10 protein-coding genes and 1 pseudogene are annotated in these 14,154 nt (G+C 66.3%); 9 read left to right on the top strand and 2 right to left on the bottom strand.

Annotated features, from left to right (window positions below; all coding sequences use genetic code 11):
* Positions 1–115: 115 nt before the first annotated feature.
* Positions 116–802 (bottom strand): fumarylacetoacetate hydrolase family protein, encoded by a 687-nt coding sequence (locus ACOI1H_RS19040; RefSeq protein ID WP_422439412.1) that lies wholly within the window; start codon positions 800–802, stop codon positions 116–118.
* Between the two features lie 109 nt (positions 803–911).
* Here ACOI1H_RS19040 and ACOI1H_RS19035 point away from each other — a divergent pair, with 109 nt between their 5' ends.
* The 9 genes from ACOI1H_RS19035 to ACOI1H_RS18995 all read left to right on the top strand — a co-directional run bounded on the left by ACOI1H_RS19035 (position 912) and on the right by ACOI1H_RS18995 (position 13,597).
* Positions 912–1,550, top strand: coding sequence for a paraquat-inducible protein A (locus ACOI1H_RS19035; RefSeq protein WP_422439411.1), 639 nt, complete (start codon positions 912–914; stop codon positions 1,548–1,550).
* On the top strand, positions 1,517–2,152 hold the full coding sequence (locus tag ACOI1H_RS19030) for a paraquat-inducible protein A (RefSeq protein ID WP_422439410.1): 636 nt from the start codon (positions 1,517–1,519) through the stop codon (positions 2,150–2,152). The genes ACOI1H_RS19035 and ACOI1H_RS19030 overlap by 34 nt, the downstream gene beginning before the upstream one ends.
* Positions 2,149–4,593 carry an intermembrane transport protein PqiB gene (locus tag ACOI1H_RS19025; protein ID WP_422439409.1) on the top strand — a complete coding sequence of 815 codons (2,445 nt, stop codon included), beginning with the start codon at positions 2,149–2,151 and terminating at the stop codon, positions 4,591–4,593. The genes ACOI1H_RS19030 and ACOI1H_RS19025 overlap by 4 nt, the downstream gene beginning before the upstream one ends.
* 1 nt (position 4,594) lies before the next feature.
* Positions 4,595–5,158: a PqiC family protein gene (locus tag ACOI1H_RS19020; RefSeq protein WP_422439408.1), complete on the top strand. Its 564-nt coding sequence runs from the start codon at positions 4,595–4,597 to the stop codon at positions 5,156–5,158.
* A gap of 136 nt (positions 5,159–5,294) precedes the next feature.
* On the top strand, positions 5,295–7,511 hold the full coding sequence (locus tag ACOI1H_RS19015) for a hypothetical protein (RefSeq protein WP_422439407.1): 2,217 nt from the start codon (positions 5,295–5,297) through the stop codon (positions 7,509–7,511).
* Positions 7,512–7,686: 175 nt separating this feature from the next.
* Positions 7,687–9,768: a hydantoinase/oxoprolinase family protein gene (locus ACOI1H_RS19010; protein ID WP_422439406.1), complete on the top strand. Its 2,082-nt coding sequence runs from the start codon at positions 7,687–7,689 to the stop codon at positions 9,766–9,768.
* Positions 9,765–11,438: a hydantoinase B/oxoprolinase family protein gene (locus tag ACOI1H_RS19005; RefSeq protein ID WP_422439405.1), complete on the top strand. Its 1,674-nt coding sequence runs from the start codon at positions 9,765–9,767 to the stop codon at positions 11,436–11,438. The genes ACOI1H_RS19010 and ACOI1H_RS19005 overlap by 4 nt, the downstream gene beginning before the upstream one ends.
* A gap of 207 nt (positions 11,439–11,645) precedes the next feature.
* Entirely contained in the window at positions 11,646–12,407 is a 762-nt protein-coding gene (locus tag ACOI1H_RS19000; protein ID WP_422439404.1) for an SDR family NAD(P)-dependent oxidoreductase, read from the top strand.
* Entirely contained in the window at positions 12,404–13,597 is a 1,194-nt protein-coding gene (locus ACOI1H_RS18995; RefSeq protein ID WP_422439403.1) for an acyl-CoA dehydrogenase family protein, read from the top strand. Before ACOI1H_RS19000 ends, ACOI1H_RS18995 begins: the two co-directional genes overlap by 4 nt.
* 24 nt (positions 13,598–13,621) lie before the next feature.
* Here ACOI1H_RS18995 and ACOI1H_RS18990 read toward each other — a convergent pair.
* Positions 13,622–14,154: pseudogene (locus tag ACOI1H_RS18990) on the bottom strand (gfo/Idh/MocA family oxidoreductase); the annotation flags it as partial.

The raw sequence follows: 14,154 nt of genomic DNA, 5'->3' as shown, positions 1-14,154 counted from the left end.
CCTAATCCGTCTGTATTGAGGCGCTTTGATCTACATCAAGAAAAAGTCGGGGCCATCCGTGACAGGTCAGCCCAAAAATTTCAAAGCCCGAACAGCCGGTTTCGGGCTTCCTGCATCACACCACTTTCGTGCGCACACCTTCCAGCCCGTCGATGCTGCCGATCAGGGTGTCACCCGCGACCACGGCACCGACGCCCGCCGGGGTGCCGGTCATGATCAGGTCGCCCGACCGCAGGCGGTAGAGGGTGGACAGGTGGGCAATGATCTCGGGCACGGAATGGACCATGTCGGTCAGGGGGGCCGACTGGCGGGTCTCTCCATTCACGTCGAGGCGAATCGAGGCGGCGTCGAGCAATGTGTCCACGGCGGGGGTGATCGGCCCGATGATGGCCGAATTCTCGAAATCCTTGCCGGTGTCCCAGGGTTTGCGGCCATCCTTGGCCGCAGCCTGAAGATCGCGGCGGGTCATGTCGAGGCCGACGGCATAGCCGAAGATCTCGACCTCTTCGGGCGGTGGATTTTCCAGGCCGACGCTCTTGCCGATGGCCACGACGAGTTCGATTTCGTGGTGCAGATCCCGCGTGCCCTGCGGATAAGGCATGTCCTGGCCCGATTGCAGCAGGGCATGGGCGGATTTGGTGAAGTAGAACGGGGCGGCGCGGTCCACGGTGTTACCCATCTCGGCCGCATGCGCCTCGTAGTTGCGGCCGACGCAGAAGATGCGGCGCACGGGAAACAGGTCGGGCGATCCCGCAATGGGCAGGGTCGCTTGATCGGTGGCGGGAAAACAATAACTTGTCATCGGAACCTCTTGGGGTGAGCGTGGCCATTGCGGCGCAATGCCTTTAGGATACCACGAACATTTCCCGCAGCAGGTATGCTGCCCCGCGCAAAGTCAAGACTGCCTGCAGATGATCGACAAGACCGCCCTGCCCCCTCTCGATGACCTGATCGCCTGCCCGCAGTGCGACACGCTGCACATCGAGCAGGACCTGCCGGAGGGTGCGCGCGCCTATTGCCGGCGTTGCGGTGTGCTGCTGCTGACGTCGGAACCGGGTGCCGTCGTGCGGCTGGTCAGCCTTGCGAGTGCTGCCGTCGTGCTGATGGTCGCGGCGATCAGTTTTCCGTTTCTCGACCTCGACGTCTCGGGCCAGCACAACGCGACGAGCGTGCTGCATGCGATCATGGTCTTCAGTTCCGGCAAGGCCATTCCCCTGGCCATCGCAGTGGCGCTGTTCATCGTGGTGCTGCCACTGGTGCGGCTGCTGGCGCTGATCCACGCCATCGGGCCGCTGGTGCGGGGCGCGCGGCCGCACCGGTCCGCGCGCATGGCCTTTGCGCTGACCGAACAGCTTCGGCCCTGGGCGATGGCCGAAATCTTCATGGTGGGTGTAACCGTGGCGCTGGTAAAGGTCGCGGGGCTGGCGACGGTCACGGTGGGCCCGGCGTTCTGGGCCTTCGTGGCGCTCGTCATCATCACCGTCCTCAACGATCAGATCATGAACAGGTATGCGATTTGGAAAGCACTGGACGACGGCTTTCGGGCCTGATCACCGCCCGAGAGGCCGGGCTGATCGCCTGCACCCGCTGCGGTCAGGTGCATGCGGGCGGCGCCGTGCGCTGCAAGCGCTGCCACGGCCCGCTGGAAAGCCGTGACAGCCGCAGCATGCAAAAGGTCTGGGCCTGGCTGATCGCGGGCATGATCGCCTTCATCCCCGCCAACATCTATCCGATGCTGATCACGAACACCCTGTTCGAACGGTCCGAGGCCACGATCATCGGCGGTGCGGTGCAACTGGTGGAACACCACAACTACGGCATCGCCGCCATCGTCTTTGTCGCGTCGATCATGATTCCGGTCGGCAAGTTCATCGCCATCGCCTATCTTGCGGTCAGCGTCCACCGGCAGCAGATCCAGAAGATGCATCAGCGGCACCGGCTTTACGACGTGGTGGAATTCATCGGGCGCTGGTCGATGATCGACGTCTTCGTCGTTGCCATCCTGTCCGCACTGGTGCAGTTGGGCGGTGTGGCGACGATCAATCCCGGCGTCGCGGCGCTGAGTTTCGCGCTGTCGGTCGTGTTCACCATGCTGTCGGCGCTGGCCTTTGATCCCCGGTTGATCTGGGATGCGGACAGGACTGTTTCATGAGTGACGAGAATTCCCAATCCGGTGCCGCCGACCTGGACGTGCGGCGGGCGAAACCCAGCATCTGGCGACGGTTGTCCTTTGTCTGGATCGTGCCGATCCTTGCGCTGGTCGTGTCGGTGGCGGTCGCGTGGCAATCCTTTGCCGACCGCGGGGTCGAGATCGAGATCAGCTTTGCCAATGCCAGCGGCGTCACCGCCGGCGAGACGGCCATCAAGTACCGCGACGTCGAGGTCGGGACGGTCGAACGGGTCGAATTCGCCCCCGACCTGCAAGAAGTGCTGGTCTATGCCCGCATCGACCAGAACGTGGCTCCCTACCTCGATTCCGATGCGAATTTCTGGGTGGTGCGGCCAGAGGTGGGGCTGCGCGGCGTCAGCGGGCTCGATACCGTGCTGTCGGGCGTCTATATCGCGGGCGACTGGAACACGCAGGCCGAGGTCGCGCAGACACGGTTCACCGGGCTGGAAAACGCGCCGCTCGCCTCGGCCGGGCGGGACGGCACCGAGATCGTGCTGCGCACCAATGACGGATCTGCGCTGTCGGCGGGCGCGCCGGTGCTGCATCAGGGGATCGAGGTCGGCGTGCTGGGCGAACCGATCCTTCAGGAAGACGGCTTGACAGTCGAAGTCAGCGCCTTCGTCTATGCGCCCTATGACCGGATCCTCACGACGAACACCCGGTTCTGGGACACGGCGGGGTTCAGCGTGTCGATCGGCGCGGAGGGCCTTGCGCTGAACGTCGGATCGCTTGCGTCGCTGCTGGAAGGCGGGATCGCCTTCGACACGGTCGTGTCGGGCGGGGAACCCATCCGCGACGGCCACGTCTTCGATCTGTTCAGCGACGAGGAGACCGCCCGCAGCAGCCTGTTCAACGATGCGGGCCGGCCGAAACTGAATGTCGCGGTGATGTTCGATGGGTCCGTCAACGGTCTGGCGGTCGGATCGGAAGTCCGCTTTCAGGGCCTGCGGGTCGGTCAGGTCGCCGATCTGGGGGCCGTGGTGGTCGAGGACGCGGACGAAGCGCAGGTCGAACTGCGCACGGTGCTTGCCATCGAGCCCGGCCGCCTTGGTCTGGGCGAGGATGCGACACCGGAGGATGCGCTGGCGCTGCTGGAAGATTTCGTCGATCAGGGGCTGCGGGCGCGGCTGGTGACGGGCAACATCCTGTCCGGGTCACTGATCGTCGAACTGGTCGAGGTCGCGGATGCGACGACCGCCACGCTGAACGTGAACGAACAGCCGTTTCCCACCATTCCCACGACAGTGTCCAACATCACCGATGTCGCCGATCAGGCGCAAGGCGTGCTGAACCGCATCAACAACCTGCCGATCGAGGAACTGATGACCTCGGCCATCGACCTGATGGACAGTGCCAACGCGCTGGTCCGGTCCGACGGCGTGATGCAGGTCCCGGAGGAGGTCGCGGGCCTGCTGTCGGACGCCCGCGGGCTGGTCGGCGGGGACGCCATTCAGGGCATCCCCGACCAGTTGGCCGATGTCGTGACGCAGGCGCAGACGATCCTGGGGCAAGTCAACGGCGTCATCGACCAGATCGGCGCCGCAGACCTTGTCGGCAGCGTCACCCGCACCGCCCGCAACGTGGAGGCCGGGACGCAGAACCTGAGCGAAATCAGCGCACAGGCGCAAAGCCTGCTGGAAAAGGCGAATGCGCTGCAGGTCGAGGCTTTGATGGCACAGGCTACAGAGGCGCTGGACGCCATCGAGGGTGTCGCAAGCAATGCGGACATCGCCGAGGTGCCGGTGTTCCTGAACCAACTGCTCGCGGAGGCGCGGGCGCTGGTTGCCAGCGGCGACGTGCAGGCGCTGCCCGGCGAATTGCGCAATGTGGCGATCTCTGCCAACGCGATCCTGACGGACCTGTCGGCCGCGGATGTGACCGCCCGGCTGACCGCCGCCATCGACGCCGCAGCCCGCGCGGCCGAGAACATCGACACCGCCTCGGCCCAGTTGCCCGCGATCACCGCACAGCTGGACACGCTGTCGGCCAATGCGGCGCAGATGGACCTGGAAAGCCTGTCCGCGGCGGCGGAACAGACCCTGACCAGCATCGATGCGCTGGTGAACACGCCGCAGGCCCGCGCCCTGCCCGCTTCCCTGTCGTCGGCGCTGGACGAGGTGCAGTTGTTCCTGAACGACATCCGTGAAGGCGGCGCGGTCGAGAACGTCAACGCTGCCCTGCTGTCCGCCAACAACGCGGCGCAGGCGATCGAGGAAGCGGCCAATTCCCTGCCCGACCTGTCGCGCCAGACCGGCGCGCTCGTCACCTCGACCGGCGAGTTGCTGTCGACCTACGGCGACCGGTCCCGGTTCAACGCGGAAACCCTGTCCACCCTGCGCGACATCCAGGAGGCGGCGGACGCGGTGTCGGCCCTCGCCCGCGCCATTCAACGCAATCCCAGTTCACTGATCACGGGGCGATAACATGCTGAAACCGATCCTGACCCTTGCAGTCCTTGTGACCGTTGCCGCCTGCAGCAGTACCATCACCCGGCTGAACATGCCCAACGTGGTCCCCACCGCCAGCGTGCGATCCGACGTCGGTTCTGTCATGATCCGCACGGTTACCCTGCCGACCTATGCGGCGACCGAGGAAATCTCGATCGAGACCGCGCCGGGGGTCATCACCACGGACGGCGACCTGCTGGCTGCCGACGATCCTGTCCGCGGCGTGACGCTGGCGCTGACGCAGGGCGTATCCGAAATCTTAGACTCGACCGTCGGGCCGGACCCCTGGCCGTTTGCCGGGCTTCCGGACGTCGCCGTCGACGTACAGGTGTCAGAGATGCTGGGCAGCGTCGTGACCGACACCTTCCGGCTGGCGGGCCAGTACTATGTCGGTGGCGACGGTATCGACTACCCGGACCGCACATACAGCTTTGACTTCACCGTGCCGATGCCGACGGCGGACATTCCGGGTGCCGTGGCAGCCCAAGGTGTCGCTGTGGCACAACTGGCCGAGGAAATCGCCCGCAGTCTGGGTCGCTGATTGCCCTGACATCGGGCCGTTTCCGGCGCGATCCGGACACGGTCGCAGGGCATGGCTGCTGGACGGAACCGCGGTTTGCGGGCATGATCGCCCGCGGACGGCGTCCCGCCGTAGCAGTTGACAGGCCACTCACTCCATGATTCCCGCCGACCTGACCGGCAGCATCATCAGCCATCGCAACGACCGCATGGGCGGTCGCATCATCGCGATGATGAACGCCATGCGCATCGCGCGCGACTACGACCTGCCATTCCGCGTCGGCTGGACCACCGGCGGCCGCACGAGCGAGGAGGTCCGCGACCCGGCGATGATCTTCGATGCGGACTGGATCGCCGACCACTTCTTCGACACCGACGTGCTGAGCGGAATCTACGACGACCTGATCGACCTGTCGACGCTGGTCGGTGACGACCGCTGGACGCCTGAAAAATTCCGCAAACGACTGGCGCAGGGCGACAGTTTCCTGTCCGGTGCCGCGATGGGCGTGACGGTCCTGCCGTGGGAAGATGCCGCCGACGTGGCGGCCCGCCTGCCCGACGCCCTGTCGTATTTCCGTTTCAGCCCGCCCGTGCAGCAGATGGTCGCGCGGATCGACTCTGTGTTCGCGGGCAAGACGCTGACCGCCTATCACATCCGGCGCGGCGACATCATCCACGACCCCATCACCTCGAACAAGCTGTGGTCGAACAAGTACATTCCCCGCGAATTCTATGAACAGCACCTGGCCCGGACCCTGGCCGACCCGGACGCCCGCGTGCTGATCTTCTCGGACACTCCGTCAGAGGTGGAACGCCTGAAACGCGCCGACCCGCGGGTGCAGGGCTTCGACGACCTGCTGGGCGATACCGACCTAACGTCGGGCGCGCGCGACTTCCTTGAACTTTTCGCGATGTCGCGCTGCCGGCACATCTTCGGCCCGCCGTCCTCGGCCTTCAGCCAGACCGCAATGACCATCGGCGGCAGCACGCTTCAGGCGGTCGAGGAGGCGCTGAGCCCGCAGGACCGCGCACAGGCGATGGACCGCATGACCGACCGGCTGGAAGAACGGTCGGACCTGTTCATCAACATGGGTGACGTCGGCCAGTGCCTGCATTTCCTGATCAACCACATGAAGGCCAAGGGAAATCCAGGCCGCGCCAAGCGGATCATCCGCGCCCACATGGAAGACGGGCTGGACAAGTCCTTTGCCTACCAGCTTCTGTGCGAACTCTCGGTCGCCACCGACGACCTGCCCTACTGCGAGAAGGTCCGCGATCTGGCCTATGCGCGGCCCGTCTATGTCGACGACAGCATGGCCGTGGTGAACACCTATTCCGCGCTGCACCAGATGGTCGAAGGCCACGCCGACACCGCCCTGCAACGGCTGCATACCGCGTTCTGGTTCCGCCCATTGGACAATGTGGTGCATGGCGCGCTGAACCTGGGCCTGACGGCGGATATCGTGACACCGCAGAACTTCTATCCCTTCGATCCGGTGATGACGCGGCAGAAGGCCAACGTCTTTCCCGCCGGGCGGCAGGCGTTGGCGGAACTGAACCAGCTTGCCCCGCGCGGCCATGACGCCGAGGCGCGGTCCGATTTCCACACGTGGGACATCGTCGTGCGCGACTGGCGCCTGTGCTGCGGCAAGAAGCTGAACCGTGCCTTCACCAACAAGTCCAAGATCGCCAAGCAGCTTGACCTGCTGACCCGGTCGTTCAGCAAGCTGGGCGAAAGCCCTGCACTGGTCTCGGCGCGCGGCGTGTTGATGAGTGCTGCCGGCGATCTGGATGGCGCGCTTGAGGCGCAGCGGGCGGCCATCGCGGCGGCCCCCGACGTGGCTCTTTATCGCAAGCGGATTTCGGACATCCTGTTCGCGCAGGACACCGTCAAGACGGCCTTGTTCCAATTGCGCAAGGCGTCCAACCTGACCGGCTGGCACCCCTGCTATCAGGCGGAACTGGCCCAGCGCCTGTGGAAGCTGAAGGAACGCGACGAATGCCGCGAGATCGTGGACCGGCTCGCCGCCACGCCGCATGACTTCATCGAGGTCACGCTGATGACCGCCGACATGCTGCGCCGGGACGAGGACCGCTGGCCCGACGCGCTGGCGCTGATCGACCGTGCGCTGATCCCCGGCCACGGCGCGCACCGCCTGCTAGCCGCCCGCGCGAAACTGCTGATGATGCTCGAACGGGTGGACGAAGCGCGCGCCGTCTACGAATCCCTCGTGGATTGCGGCCTTGGCACCGAACATACGCATATCGACATCTACCGCCAGTTCAGCGCGCTGGGACGAGAGGACGTCGCCCGCGACCTGACGGCACGCAGCATCTACGACTTCGAGATGGTCAAGGAGATGGCGAACGGCTGACGCGCAAACCAGCGCCCCCCTTCTTCTGGTCGGAAATATCCCGGGGCTTGGGGCAGCACCGCAACTGCTGCCTTTCGCCAATGATCGGAAAGGCGCACGGCGCGGGCGTCACATTCCGGTTCACCTTTCCCTACCCTATTGCTAGCGTCCGGCCGAACAGCAGGGACAGCGTAGCATGACACAGACCATCCGCCTTGGCGCCGATATTGGCGGCACCTTCACGGATGTGGTGCTGGAGGTCGGTGGAGCGCGGTATTCCACCAAGGTCCTGACCACCTATGCCGCCCCCGAGGACGCGATCGTCACCGGCCTGCATCAGGTCTGCGCCAAGGCGGGCATCACGCCCGACCGGATCGACCAGATCATCCACGGCACGACCCTCGCGACCAATGCCCTGATCGAACGGCGCGGGGCACGCACGGCCCTGATCACCACCGACGGCTTTCGCGACGTGATCGAGATGCGCTCTGAATCGCGGTTCGAGCAATACGACCTGAACCTGACGCTGCCCTTGCCGCTGCTGCCGCGCAATCAGCGCCACACGCTGGTCGAACGCATGGACGCGGACGGCGGCGTGCTGATCGCGCTGGATCGGGCCGACGTCGCGGCCCTCTGCGCCGACCTGCGCGCGCAGGACTACCAGTCCATCGCCGTGGGTCTGCTGCATTCCTACGCCAATCCCGCGCACGAACGGATGATCCGCGACGTGCTGGCCGAAGAGTTGCCGGCCGTCATGGTCTCGCTATCGTCTGACGTGTCGCCGCAGATGCGCGAATACGAACGTTTCAACACGACCGTCGCCAACGCCTACATCCAGCCGCTGATCGCCAGCTATCTGCATCGCCTGGCCGACCGTCTGGCAGCCGAGGGCGCGGCCTGCCCGGTCTTTCTGATGCATTCGGGCGGCGGCATCATGGACATTGCGACCGCCGCGGACTTTCCTGTGCGGCTGGTCGAATCCGGTCCCGCCGGCGGTGCGGTCTTTGCCGCTGACATCGCGGCGCGGCACGGGTTGGACAAGGTCTTGTCCTTCGACATGGGCGGCACCACGGCCAAGATCTGTCTGATCCGCGACCACACCCCCAAGACCGCGCGGGTGTTCGAGGTCGCGCGCAGCTACCGCTTCAAGAAGGGGTCCGGGATGCCGATCTCGATCCCCGTGATCGACATGGTGGAAATCGGTGCGGGGGGCGGATCGCTTGCGCATGTGGACGCCATGAACCGCATAACCGTGGGGCCGGAAAGTGCGGGGTCCGAACCCGGTCCCGCCTGCTACGGTCGCGGCGGCACGCGCCCGGCGGTGACGGACGCCGACCTGCTGCTGGGCAAGCTCGACCCTGCGACATTTGCGGGCGGGACGATCCCGCTGGACGCACAAGCATCCGCCAAAGCAATCATGGCGCATCTGGGCGATGCGCTGGGCATGGACGCGACCGAAGCCGCCTGGGGTCTGGCCGAGGTCGTGGACGAGAACATGGCAAACGCCGCCCGCGTTCACGCGGTCGAGAATGGCGAGGACCTGTCCGGCTACACCATGATCGCCTTCGGCGGTGCCGCCCCGCTCCACGCCGCCCGCCTGTGCGAGAAGCTGGGCATCGCGCGCTGTCTGGTTCCGCCCGGTGCCGGTGTGGGATCGGCCATCGGCTTTCTGCGCGCGCCGTTCAGTTTCGAGGCGAACCGCAGCGTCTTCATGCCGATGACCGCCTTCGACGCGGACACCGTGCGCGCCATTTTTGCCGAGATGCGGGCCGAGGCGACGGCCTTTGTGCGGTCCTGCGACGCGGATGCGACCATCGCCTGCGACTACAAGGTGTTCATGCGCTACAAGGGGCAAGGCTGGGAAATCCCGGTGCCGCTGTCGCGCGCGGTGGCAGAGGCCGCGGATGCCGACGCGATCCTGAGCCGGTTCGAGGCGGATTATGCCGCCCTGTTCGGGCGCACGGTGCAGGGCATGACGGCAGAGATCACGGTCTGGTCGGTGAACGCCCAGACCCCCACGGCGCATGCCGAACCGGCCAAGGCCGCGCCCGACGCCCCTGCCCCCGACCGCATCGGAGACAGGCAGCTCTTTGACGCGGCCCTCGGCCGCAAGCTGGACGCAGGGGTCTTTGACCGCGCCGACATGGCACCGGGGGCTGGGATCGCAGGTCCCGCCGCGATCACTGAGGATGAAACGACGATCATCGTCCCCGACAGCCGCACCGCGCGCGCCCTGTCGGATGGCTGCATCGCACTGGACGTGAAGGTGACCCCATGACCCTATCTCAGGTCCAATATCAGGTGATGTGGACGCGCCTGATCTCGATTGTAGAGGAACAGGCGCAGGCGCTGGTGCGCACCGCCTTTTCCACCTCCGTGCGCGAGGCGGGCGATCTGTCGGCAGGGGTCTATGACGCGACAGGCGCGATGCTGGCGCAGGCTGTCACCGGCACGCCGGGTCATGTGAACGCGATGTCGGACGCGGTGCCGCATTTCATCCGAGAGATCGGGCGCGAGACGATGCGTGACGGCGACGTCTACCTGACGAACGATCCCTGGATGGGCACCGGTCATTTGCACGACATCACCGTGGTGACGCCGGTGTTCCACGCGGGCGCGCTGGTCGGCTTCTTCGGCTGCACGGCGCATGTCGTCGATATCGGCGGGCGCGGCTTCGGCGCCGACGGCAATTCGATCTATGAGGAAGGTCTGCAACTGCCGATCATGCGCTTTGCCGACGCGGGGGCCGTGGACCAGACCCTGATCCGCCTGATCCGCGCCAACGTGCGCGAGCCGGACCAGCTGATCGGCGACATCTTCGCGCTGTCCACCTGCAACGAGATCGGCCAGAGGCGGCTGATCGAGATGCTGTCGGAGTTCGCGCTGCCCGACCTTTCCGATGTGGCCGGCTTCATCCTGACCCAATCGCGCGATGCGACTCTGGCGCGCATCAGCGCGCTGCCGGGCGGTCAGGCGACGGGCCGGATGCGGATCGACGGCTATTCCGCCCCGGTGGACCTGTGCGTCACCGTCAGCTTCAACGGCGACCATGTGGCCTGCGACTGGACCGGGACCAGCGGGATCGACCCCAAGGGCATCAACGTGCCGCTGGTCTACACGAAGGCCTATGCCTGTTATGCGCTGAAATGCGCCATAGCGCCCGACATCCCCAACAATGCCGCCAGTCTGGCACCTTTTCGCGTCACCGCCCCGGCGGACACCATCGTCAATGCCGTCCACCCCGCGCCTGTCGCCCTGCGCCATGTCATCGGGCATCTGGTGCCGGACACGGTCTTTGCAGCACTCGATCAGCTTCTGCCCGGCGTGGTCCCCGCCGAAGGGGCCGGCTGTCTGTGCAACTTCCAGCTGTCCCTGCGCCCCGGCGATGACGCCCCACAGGGCGCGCGGCGGGTCGAGGTGTTGACCTTCAACTCCGGCGGTGCCGGCGCGCGGCCCATTCTGGACGGGCTATCGGCGACAGCCTTTCCATCGGGCGTCATGACGATGCCGGTCGAGGCGACGGAACACGCAGGTCCCGTCATCATCTGGCGCAAGGAGCTGCGGCCCGATTCGGGCGGGGCCGGGCAATTCCGCGGCGGACTGGGACAGGTCATGGAGGTCGGCACGCGCGACGGTTACCGCGCCGACTTCTCGGCGATGTTCGACCGTGTGGATCACCCGGCGCGCGGCCGCCACGGCGGGGCGAACGGCGCAGCCACGACGGTCGGGCTGGACGACGGGACGGCCATGCGGGGCAAGGGCCGGCAGCCGGTGCCACAGGGCGCGCGGGTCATGCTCGCCTTTCCGGGCGGTGCCGGATATGGCGATCCCGCGCTGCGCGATCCCGCCGCCATCGCCCACGACCTTGCCCTTGGCTACATCACGCCGCAGGCCGCCCGCGATACCTACGGCCTCTCCCAAAGCCAGATCGACGCAATCCTCGCGTGAACCCGGTTTCTTCTGGTCGGAAATATCCCGGGGGGAGTCCGCACTTCGCGGCCGGGGGGCTGGCCCCCCTTTTGAACCGACGTGCGATCTTGTCGCAGGTCGTGGCATCAGGCCATCCCTGACCGATCGCGCCAACCGTGCCGCCGGGTCTGGACCTTCAGGGCGGGGTGGTGCGAAGGTGCCGCGAAAGCGTGAGGGAGGAACGACATGGACATCTCGGGACAGGCGGCGATCGTGACGGGCGGGGCTTCGGGCCTAGGGGCCGCGACGGCGCGGGCACTGGCTGCGGGAGGTGCGCGGGTCGCGATCCTGGACCGGGACGCGGACCGTGGCACTGTGATGGCGGCAAAGATCGGTGGCACCTTCTGCAAGACCGACGTGACCGATCCCGCCAGCGTCGCACAGGCGCTCAAGGATGCCGCAGGGCTGCACGGGGCGGCCCGCATCGTCGTGAACTGCGCCGGCATCGGCCCGCCCGCCAAGGTGGTGAACCGCGAGGGTGAGCCGCTGCCGCTGGCGGATTTCATGGCGGTCGTGAACGTGAACCTTGCGGGCAGTTTCAACGTGCTGTCGCAGGCCGCGGCGGCGATGCAGCGCCTTGATCCGATGGGTGAAGAGCGGGGCGTGATCGTCAACACCGCCTCGGTCGCGGCCTATGACGGGCAGATCGGTCAGGCGGCCTATGCGGCCAGCAAGGGCGGGATCGTCGCGATGACGCTGCCGGTGGCGCGAGAAATGGCACGATTCGGCATCCGGGTGATGACAATTGCGCCCGGCCTTTTCTTGACGCCGCTGCTGGAAAGCCTGCCCGAGGACGCGCAGGAGAGCCTTGGGAGGCAGGTTCCCTTTCCCGCCCGGCTGGGCGACCCGGCGGATTACGCGAAGCTCGTGCTGTCGATCGTGGACAACGTGATGCTGAATGGAGAGGTCATCCGCCTGGACGGCGCGATCCGCATGGCCCCGAAATGAGCGCGGGTCTGGAACGGCGCGGGATCAGCGACCGCGCACTGTCATTGGCAGACCGAGTCGAAGCCTTCGTGCGGGATGTCGTCGCCCCTTTCGAAAAGGACCCGCGTCAGGACGCGCATGGTCCCTCGGAAGATCTGGTCGCGGACCTGCGGGCCAGGACCCGCGATGCCGGCCTGATGACACCGCACATTCCCGGCGACGGCGATCACCTGACGCAGCGCGAGACGGCGGCGGTGCTGATCCGCTCTGGTCTGTCGCCGCTTGGCCCGCTGGCGCTGAACACCGCCGCCCCGGACGAAGGCAACATGTTCCTGCTGGGCAAGGTCGCCAGCGACGAGCTGAAGGCGCGCTTTCTGGACCCGCTGATCTCTGGCGACGCGCGGTCGGCGTTCTTCATGACCGAACCGGACGGCGGCGCGGGGTCTGATCCGTCGATGATGAAGACGACCTGCGTGCCTGACGGCAACCACTGGGTCATCAACGGCGCCAAGACCTATATCACCGGTGCGATCGGCGCGAAGGTCGGCATCGTCATGGCGAAATCCGCCGAGGGTGCCTGCATGTTCCTGGTCGATCTGCCGCATCCGGCGATCCGGGTGGTGCGGGTGCTGGATACCATCGACAACTCCATGCCCGGCGGCCACGCGCAGATCGCGATCGAGAACCTGCGCCTGCCCGCGGATCAGATGCTGGGCGAGGCAGGCGAAGGGTTCCGCTATGCGCAGGTGCGGCTGGCCCCCGCGCGGCTGTCGCACTGCATGCGCTGGTTGGGGGCCTGCGTGCGCGCGCAGGAGATCGCGGTGGACTACGCCAACCGCCGCCACGCCTTTGGCAAGCCGCTGATCGAACACGAAGGCGTCGGTTTCATGCTGGCGCAGAACCGGATCGACCTGAAACAGGCAGAGCTGATGACCTATTGGTGCGCCGACGTGCTGGACAGCGGTGCCTATGGCACGACGGAATCCTCGATGACCAAGGTCGCGGTGTCCGAGGCGCTGATGCGGGTCGCCGACAACTGCGTGCAGGTGATGGGCGGACAGGGTGTCACGGCGGATACCATCGTCGAAAAGGTGTTCCGCGAGATCCGGGCCTTTCGCATCTATGATGGTCCGACGGAAGTCCACAAATGGTCGCTGGCGAACAAGATCGCGCGGGACTGGGCCAAGGATCGGGCCAAGGATCGGGCCTGACGGCCAGACCCATTCACCCATCCGTCAGACCAGCGAAACGGCCTGCCCCGTGCGGGCGGATTCCTGCGCCGCCAGTCCCATAGCGACGGCCCTGGACCCGTCCGTCACCGTGACCTCGACCCGCCCTGCCCCTCTGACGGCTGCGGCAAAGCGCTGGTGCTGATAGAAGGTCGACCCATTGTGGTCGCCCGCGTCCAGCAACAGCGGATCGACCGGGATTTCGACGGTGTAAGGGCCCTTCGGCTGGCGCGGGCTGACAGTCACGGTGGGAATCGGCGCGGGGCCAAGGGCTGCGGGCCAGAAGCGGCCGGGTCCGGGCACCTGCGCCTCGATCTTGCCCAGCGGGCCGATGGCGCAGATTTCCTCCTGATAGCGCGATCCTTCGGCGAACATGCACAACTCCAGCATCGCCCGCGCCCCGGACGCGAAGTCGACGATGACGTAGCCATTGTCCCAGATGTCGGGTGCCGCGCCGCCATAACGTTCGGCCTTGTGGTTCACGTCCTGCCCGGCGCTGGCCATCACACGCACAGGTTCGGATTGCAGGATCAGGCGCA

It is taken from the genome of Loktanella sp. DJP18 (assembly GCF_049310965.1).
GTDB lineage: Bacteria > Pseudomonadota > Alphaproteobacteria > Rhodobacterales > Rhodobacteraceae > Loktanella.
This window is presented reverse-complemented; position numbering and strand designations above follow the sequence as displayed.